We start from the raw sequence: 7,670 nt of genomic DNA on the forward strand, positions 1-7,670 counted from the left end.
TCAGCTTCCATATCGTGGAGATCAGTTGATGATTTACGAAGGTAAAGCCATCACGGTTAAGGCTCTTGAAAGTGGCATCGTCGAACTGAAATTCGACCTCAAGGGTGAGTCCGTCAACAAGTTCAACCGTCTAACCCTGAACGAACTGCGTCAGGCCGTAGACACCATCAAAGCAGATGCTTCGGTCAAGGGCGTGATCGTCTCCAGCGGCAAGGACGTGTTTATCGTCGGCGCTGACATCACCGAATTCGTCGACAACTTCAAGCTGCCCGATGCAGAGCTTGTGGCCGGCAACCTCGAAGCCAACAAGATTTTCAGCGATTTCGAAGACCTCAACGTGCCAACCGTGGCTGCCATCAATGGCATCGCGTTGGGCGGCGGCCTGGAAATGTGCCTGGCCGCGGACTTCCGCGTTATGTCGGCCACCGCCAAAATCGGCCTGCCTGAAGTCAAACTGGGCATCTACCCAGGATTTGGTGGCACTGTGCGTCTGCCGCGCCTGATCGGTGCAGACAACGCGATCGAGTGGATCGCCGCCGGTAAAGAAAATCGTGCCGAAGACGCCCTGAAAGTCGGCGCCGTCGACGCTGTGGTTGCCCCGGACAAACTGGCCGAAGCCGCACTGAACCTGATCAAAGGCGCCATCAGCGGCGAATTTGACTACAAGGCCAAGCGTCAGCCGAAGCTGGAAAAACTCAAGCTCAACGCCATCGAACAAATGATGTCGTTCGAAACCGCCAAAGGTTTCGTGGCAGGCCAGGCCGGCCCGAACTACCCGGCGCCGGTTGAAGCGATCAAGACCATCCAGAAAGCCGCGAACTTCGGTCGCGACAAAGCCCTGGAAATCGAAGCTGCCGGCTTCGTCAAACTGGCCAAGACCTCTGCCGCGCAGAGCTTGATCGGCCTGTTCCTGAACGATCAGGAACTGAAGAAAAAGGCCAAGGCCTACGACGAAATCGCCAAAGACGTGAAACAGGCTGCCGTACTCGGCGCCGGTATCATGGGCGGCGGTATCGCCTATCAGTCGGCGTCCAAAGGCACGCCGATCCTGATGAAAGACATCAACGAGCACGGCATCGAGCAAGGCCTGGCAGAAGCCGCCAAGCTGCTGGTGGGCCGCGTTGATAAAGGTCGCATGACCGCTGCGAAGATGGCTGAAGTGCTTAACGGCATTCGCCCTACGCTGTCCTACGGCGATTTCGGCCACGTCGACCTGGTGGTTGAAGCCGTAGTCGAAAACCCGAAGGTCAAGCAAGCCGTACTGGCTGAAGTGGAAGCCCAGGTTAAAGACGACACCATCCTGGCCTCGAACACCTCGACCATTTCCATCTCGCTGCTGGCTAAAGCCCTCAAGCGTCCGGAAAACTTCGTCGGCATGCACTTCTTCAACCCGGTGCACATGATGCCGCTGGTGGAAGTGATCCGTGGCGAGAAGTCCAGCGAGCTGGCCGTTGCCACCACCGTTGCCTACGCCAAGAAAATGGGCAAGAACCCGATCGTGGTCAATGACTGCCCGGGCTTCCTGGTTAACCGCGTGCTGTTCCCGTACTTCGGCGGTTTCGCCAAGCTGGTCAGCGCCGGTGTCGACTTTGTGCGCATCGACAAAGTCATGGAAAAATTCGGCTGGCCAATGGGCCCGGCGTACCTGATGGATGTGGTCGGCATCGACACTGGCCACCACGGTCGTGACGTAATGGCTGAAGGCTTCCCGGACCGCATGAAAGACGACCGCCGCTCGGCGATCGACGCGCTCTACGAGGCCAAGCGCCTGGGCCAGAAGAACGGCAAGGGTTTCTACGCCTACGAGGCTGATAAGAAGGGCAAGCAGAAGAAAGTTGCCGACCCATCGGTTCACGAAGTGCTGGCTCCGGTCATCTACGAGCAGCGTGAAGTGTCCGACGAGGACATTATCAACTGGATGATGATCGCCCTGTGCCTGGAAACCGTGCGTTGCCTGGAAGACGGCATCGTTGAAACCGCCGCCGAAGCCGATATGGGCTTGGTGTACGGTATTGGTTTCCCTCCATTCCGTGGCGGTGCGCTGCGTTACATCGACTCGATCGGTGTGGCTGAGTTCGTTGCCCTGGCTGACAAATACGCTGATTTGGGCCCGCTGTACCACCCGACCGAAAAGCTGCGTGAAATGGCCAAAAACGGCGAACGCTTCTTCGGTTAAGCGCCCAGACGACTAGAGCGAGAATATTTATGAGCTTGAATCCAAGAGACGTGGTGATTGTCGACTTCGGTCGCACACCAATGGGCCGCTCCAAGGGCGGCATGCACCGCAACACCCGCGCTGAAGATATGTCGGCGCACCTGATCAGCAAGTTGCTGGAGCGTAACGTCAAGGTCGACCCTAACGAAGTCGAAGACGTGATCTGGGGTTGTGTCAACCAGACCCTGGAGCAGGGCTGGAACATCGCGCGCATGGCGTCGTTGATGACCCAGATCCCGCACACGGCTGCTGGCCAGACTGTCAGCCGCCTGTGTGGCTCGTCGATGAGCGCCCTGCACACGGCTGCGCAAGCGATCATGACCGGCAACGGTGATGTGTTCGTGGTCGGTGGTGTTGAGCACATGGGCCACGTCAGCATGATGCACGGCGTCGACCCGAACCCGCACATGTCGCTGTACGCGGCAAAAGCCTCGGGCATGATGGGCCTTACCGCAGAAATGCTCGGCAAAATGCACGGCATTACCCGCGAAGCCCAGGACGCATTCGGCGTGCGCTCCCACCAACTCGCTCACAAGGCGACCGTGGAAGGCAAGTTCAAGGATGAGATCATCCCGATGAACGGCTACGACGAAAACGGTTTCCTCAAACTGTTCGACTACGACGAAACCATTCGTCCGGACACCACCCTGGAAAGCCTGGCGGCCTTGAAACCAGCCTTCAATCCAAAGGGCGGCACCGTGACAGCCGGTACTTCGTCGCAAATCACCGACGGTGCTTCGTGCATGATCGTGATGTCGGCGCAGCGTGCCCAGGACCTGGGCATTCAGCCGATGGCGGTGATCCGTTCGATGGCAGTGGCAGGTGTGGACCCGGCAATCATGGGCTATGGTCCAGTACCGGCCACACAAAAAGCCTTGAAGCGCGCGGGCCTGACCATCTCCGATATCGACTTCTTCGAGCTCAACGAAGCTTTCGCCGCACAGGCCCTGCCAGTGCTGAAAGATTTGAAAGTACTCGACAAGATGAACGAGAAGGTTAACCTGCACGGCGGCGCGATTGCCCTGGGCCACCCATTCGGTTGCTCCGGTGCACGTATCTCCGGCACTTTGCTTAACGTGATGAAGCAAAATGGCGGCAACCTTGGGGTTGCAACCATGTGCATTGGTCTCGGCCAAGGCATTTCCACCGTCTTCGAACGTATCTAAACGTTTCGCTGACGGAAGCCGGGGCCCAGTGCCCCGGTTTTTGTTTTTTGAAATTTTTAATCTTTTTTTTCAACAAATTTTGCACGAGGGCCAGAGCATGAAAGTCGAACCAGGGCTCTACCAACATTATAAGGGCCCGCAGTACCGTGTTTTTAATGTGGCACGGCACTCCGAGACCGAAGAAGAAGTGGTGTTTTACCAAGCACTGTATGGCGATTACGGCTTTTGGGTGCGCCCATTGAGCATGTTCCTTCAGACCGTCGAAGTTGACGGCGAGCAGGTCCCGCGCTTTGCTTTGGTGCAGGTCGAACCCAGTCTTTTTTCAGGGCAATAACGGCAGGCCGCGCAGAATGCTGCGCTTGACCTCACCTTGTTGCCACTATATATAGCGTTGCCGCGACAGGCGCCAACTGCCTTTCACTTCTCGAATTCAGGAATTTTCCGATCCATGGGCAAATCGCTGGTCATTGTGGAATCCCCGGCTAAGGCCAAGACCATCAACAAGTACTTGGGCAACGAGTACGTGGTGAAGTCGAGTATCGGCCATATCCGAGACCTGCCCACCAGCGGTTCGGCTAGCGCCAGCAAGGAGCCTGCCGCCAAGCGCGGCAAGGCCGCTGCGGGCGAAGGTCCGGTGCTCAGCCCTAAAGAGAAAGCGCGCAAGCAGCTGGTCTCACGCATGGGTGTGGACCCGGATCATGGCTGGAAGGCCAAGTACGAAATCCTTCCTGGCAAGGAAAAGGTCATCGAAGAGCTGCGCCGGCTCGCCAAAGATGCCGACACCATCTATCTCGCGACGGACTTGGACCGCGAAGGGGAAGCCATTGCCTGGCACCTGCGCGAAGCCATCGGCGGTGATGACAGCCGCTACAAGCGTGTGGTGTTCAACGAAATCACCAAGAAAGCCATCCAGGAAGCCTTCTCCAAGCCGGGTGAGCTGGACATCGACCGTGTCAACGCCCAGCAGGCGCGTCGTTTCCTCGACCGCGTGGTGGGTTACATGGTTTCGCCACTGCTGTGGGCGAAGATCGCCCGTGGCCTGTCCGCCGGCCGTGTGCAATCGGTAGCGGTCAAGCTGGTGGTGGAGCGTGAGCGCGAAATCCGTGCGTTCAACCCCGAAGAATACTGGGAAGTCCACGCCGACCTGGGCACTGCCAAGGGCGCCAACGTGCGCTTTGAAGTGGCCCGTGAGAAAGGCGAGGCCTTCAAGCCGCTGAACGAAGCCCAGGCCATGGCCGCGCTGGAGAAGCTCAAGGCTTCCAGCTACAGCATCGTCAAGCGCGAAGACAAACCGACCAGCAGCAAGCCGTCGGCGCCGTTCATCACCTCCACCCTGCAACAGGCCGCGAGTAACCGCCTGGGCTTTGGCGTGAAGAAGACCATGATGATGGCCCAGCGTCTGTACGAAGCCGGCTACATCACGTATATGCGTACCGACTCCACCAACCTGTCGCAAGACGCGGTGGCGATGGCGCGTACTTATATTGAAAGCGAGTTCGGCAAGAAGTACCTGCCGGAGAAGCCGAACGTCTACAGCAGCAAGGAAGGCGCACAAGAGGCTCACGAAGCGATTCGTCCTTCCGACGCCAACACCGAGCCAAGTAAGCTGAGCGGCATGGAGCGTGACGCTGAGCGCCTCTACGAGCTGATCTGGCGCCAGTTCCTGGCTTGCCAGATGCTGCCGGCGCAATACCTGTCCACCACCGTCAGCGTGGGCGCAGGCGACTTCGAGCTGCGTGCCAAGGGCCGTATCCTCAAGTTCGACGGCTATACCCGCGTGATGCCGCAAATCGCCAAGCCAGGCGATGACGACGTACTGCCGGACATGGCCCAGGGCGACACGTTGAAGCTGATCAAGCTCGACCCGTCCCAGCACTTCACCAAGCCGCCGGCGCGTTACTCCGAAGCCAGCCTGGTAAAAGAGATGGAAAAACGCGGTATCGGTCGTCCTTCGACCTATGCGGCAATCATCTCGACCATCCAGGACCGTGGCTACGTAGCGCTGCACAACCGTCGCTTCTACTCGGAAAAGATGGGCGACATCGTGACTGAGCGCCTGTCCGAGAGCTTCTCCAACCTCATGGACTACGGCTTTACCGCCGGCATGGAAGAGAACCTCGATGACGTGGCCCAGGGCGAGCGCGACTGGAAAAACGTACTGGATGAGTTCTACGGCGACTTCAAAAAGAAACTCGAAGTAGCCGAAAGCCCTGACAGCGGCATGCGCGCCAACCAGCCGGTGATGACTGACATCCCGTGCCTGACGTGTGGCCGCCCGATGCAGATCCGTACTGCGTCCACCGGTGTATTCCTCGGTTGCTCGGGCTACAGCCTGCCGCCGAAAGAGCGTTGCAAGGCCACCGTTAACCTGGTGCCGGGTGATGAGATTGCCGCCGACGACGAGGGTGAATCCGAGTCGCTGGTACTGCGTGGCAAGCACCGTTGCCCGATCTGCAGCACGGCGATGGATGCCTATCTGCTCGACGAAAAGCACAAGCTGCACATCTGCGGTAACAACCCGGACTGCAACGGCTACGAGATCGAAGAGGGCACCTACCGCATCAAAGGCTACGAAGGCCCGAGCCTGGAGTGCGACAAGTGCGGCAGCGAGATGCAACTCAAGACCGGCCGTTTCGGCAAATTCTTCGGTTGCACCAACCCGACCTGCAAGAACACCCGCAAACTGCTGAAGAGCGGTGACGCGGCGCCGCCGAAGATGGACCCGGTGAAGATGCCGGAACTCAAGTGCGAGAAGGTCAACGACACCTACATCCTGCGTGACGGCGCTTCGGGCCTGTTCCTGGCGGCCAGCCAGTTCCCGAAAAACCGCGAGACCCGTGCACCCTTGGTGATGGAGATCGTGCCGCACAAGGACGAGATCGATCCGAAGTACCACTTCCTGTGTGAAGCGCCGAAGAAGGATCCCGACGGTCGCCCGTCCGTGATCCGCTACAGCCGCAAAACCAAGGAGCAGTACGTGCAGACCGAAGTGGACGGCAAGCCTACCGGCTGGAAAGCGTTCTACGACGGCGGCAAGTGGAAGGTCGAGGACAAGCGCCAAGGCGCTTGATTGGCTGAACTGCCAACTGCAAAGGCCGCCTGAAAAGGCGGCCTTTTTTTACGCTTGCAGGAAACTTGGCTGATCCGTGACACTGTTCAGCCAGCATCACGCTTATTTCGTTGTGGAGATTGCCGTTATGGCCAACGAACTCTATACCCGTACCAATCAGAAAATTTACTTCGCGGGTTTGTCCCTGGAAGCCCTTGGCCGTGCCGAGGAAGGGAAGGAGATGAATGCCATCGCGCTGGTCCAGGCCGGGCGTGAGGCGGCGTTGTTCCACCTCTACGGCGCTTTGCTGGGCCTGTGCCATGAAATTGCCGGGTTCTACCGCTTGCCTCAGGCGGGCGCACCACGCGCAGAAATGATCATGAATCGCGAAGTGCTGGACAGCATGGCGATTCCTGAATTGGCCGAACTGGTGGAAATGGCGCAGAGCCCCGACAGCTGGGTTGCGCGATTGCTCAAAGCGCATGCGGATATGTTCCAGCCGCCGCGTGTTCCCCATGTGCCCAAGGGCGATGTGACACAGCCGCTGATCGTGGCCGTTGTGCTGGAAGCGGATGAGCCCAAGCCCTTGAGCCGCGAAGAGCTGGAAAGCTGGCGTCAGGAACTGAAGAAGATGGCGCTCAGGTTTCGTGAAGGCTTGAACGAGTGTTGAGGCGCTACTGCTGATACACACGATCAAAACTGTGGGAGCGGGCTTGCTCGCGAATGCGGTGGGTCTGTAATGAATTCTTTACTGAAACTCCGCATTCGCGAGCAAGCCCGCTCCCACATTTGAACCCAGTTAGACAGAAAGTGCGGCGCAGGCCTCAATAAGCACCATTCATCAAGCCGTCAAGAAACCTGTTCAGATCCTCTGCGAGGCTGGGTAGATGACTGATATAATCCCGGCCTTTCGTGGAGAACAGACTTATATGCCAACGTCCTTTCTGGAAATTGTTGAACTGCCTGACGGCCGAATCGAGCTGCGCCGGGCTGAGGACGAGGGTTCTCTGGTTATTTTGGATTTTTCCGAGGACGCCAAAGTGTTCTTGCAAGGCCAGCACGTGGAAGTGGCAAAAGCCATGTTGAGCGTGGGTGTGCAGATGGCTGGTCGCCTGGCCGAAGGCGAGCCGGAGAAGGACGATGGGCCGCGGGTGCTTCACTGAGTCTTCGCGATGAGCGTGCTTGCGTGGTGAGCAGGTTTTTTTTTGTGGTGAGCAGGCTTTTCGTGGCGAGCGGGGTT

At 58.3% G+C, this 7,670-nt stretch carries 6 protein-coding genes; all 6 read left to right on the forward strand.

Annotated elements, in window-relative coordinates; all coding sequences use genetic code 11:
- Positions 1–28: 28 nt before the first annotated feature.
- Positions 29–2,176, forward strand: coding sequence for a fatty acid oxidation complex subunit alpha FadB (gene fadB, locus K0H48_RS14315; protein ID WP_219267993.1), 2,148 nt, complete (start codon positions 29–31; stop codon positions 2,174–2,176).
- A gap of 29 nt (positions 2,177–2,205) precedes the next feature.
- Positions 2,206–3,381, forward strand: a complete 1,176-nt coding sequence (gene fadA, locus K0H48_RS14320; RefSeq protein ID WP_017137418.1) for an acetyl-CoA C-acyltransferase FadA — start codon at positions 2,206–2,208, stop codon at positions 3,379–3,381.
- Positions 3,382–3,478: 97 nt separating this feature from the next.
- On the forward strand, positions 3,479–3,715 hold the full coding sequence (locus K0H48_RS14325) for a DUF1653 domain-containing protein (protein ID WP_056857286.1): 237 nt from the start codon (positions 3,479–3,481) through the stop codon (positions 3,713–3,715).
- A 114-nt stretch (positions 3,716–3,829) separates the two neighbouring features.
- Complete coding sequence (topA, locus tag K0H48_RS14330) at positions 3,830–6,451, forward strand: type I DNA topoisomerase (RefSeq protein ID WP_099485639.1); 2,622 nt, start codon at positions 3,830–3,832, stop codon at positions 6,449–6,451.
- A 127-nt stretch (positions 6,452–6,578) separates the two neighbouring features.
- Positions 6,579–7,100, forward strand: coding sequence for a DUF6586 family protein (locus K0H48_RS14335; protein WP_219267994.1), 522 nt, complete (start codon positions 6,579–6,581; stop codon positions 7,098–7,100).
- Between the two features lie 259 nt (positions 7,101–7,359).
- On the forward strand, positions 7,360–7,593 hold the full coding sequence (locus K0H48_RS14340; RefSeq protein ID WP_005786160.1) for a hypothetical protein: 234 nt from the start codon (positions 7,360–7,362) through the stop codon (positions 7,591–7,593).
- Positions 7,594–7,670: the final 77 nt, after the last annotated feature.

The organism is Pseudomonas sp. Xaverov 259 (assembly GCF_019352915.1).
Classification (GTDB): Bacteria; Pseudomonadota; Gammaproteobacteria; order Pseudomonadales; family Pseudomonadaceae; genus Aquipseudomonas.

Excerpts from the sequence above, each read along its gene's own strand:
- fadA (WP_017137418.1), top strand. The coding sequence starts at position 2,206 with ATGAGCTTGAATCCAAGAGACGTGGTGATTGTCGACTTCGGTCGCACA.
- K0H48_RS14335 (WP_219267994.1), top strand. The coding sequence starts at position 6,579 with ATGGCCAACGAACTCTATACCCGTACCAATCAGAAAATTTACTTCGCG.
- topA (WP_099485639.1), top strand. The coding sequence starts at position 3,830 with ATGGGCAAATCGCTGGTCATTGTGGAATCCCCGGCTAAGGCCAAGACC.
- K0H48_RS14340 (WP_005786160.1), top strand. The coding sequence starts at position 7,360 with ATGCCAACGTCCTTTCTGGAAATTGTTGAACTGCCTGACGGCCGAATC.
- K0H48_RS14325 (WP_056857286.1), top strand. The coding sequence starts at position 3,479 with ATGAAAGTCGAACCAGGGCTCTACCAACATTATAAGGGCCCGCAGTAC.
- fadB (WP_219267993.1), top strand. The coding sequence starts at position 29 with ATGATTTACGAAGGTAAAGCCATCACGGTTAAGGCTCTTGAAAGTGGC.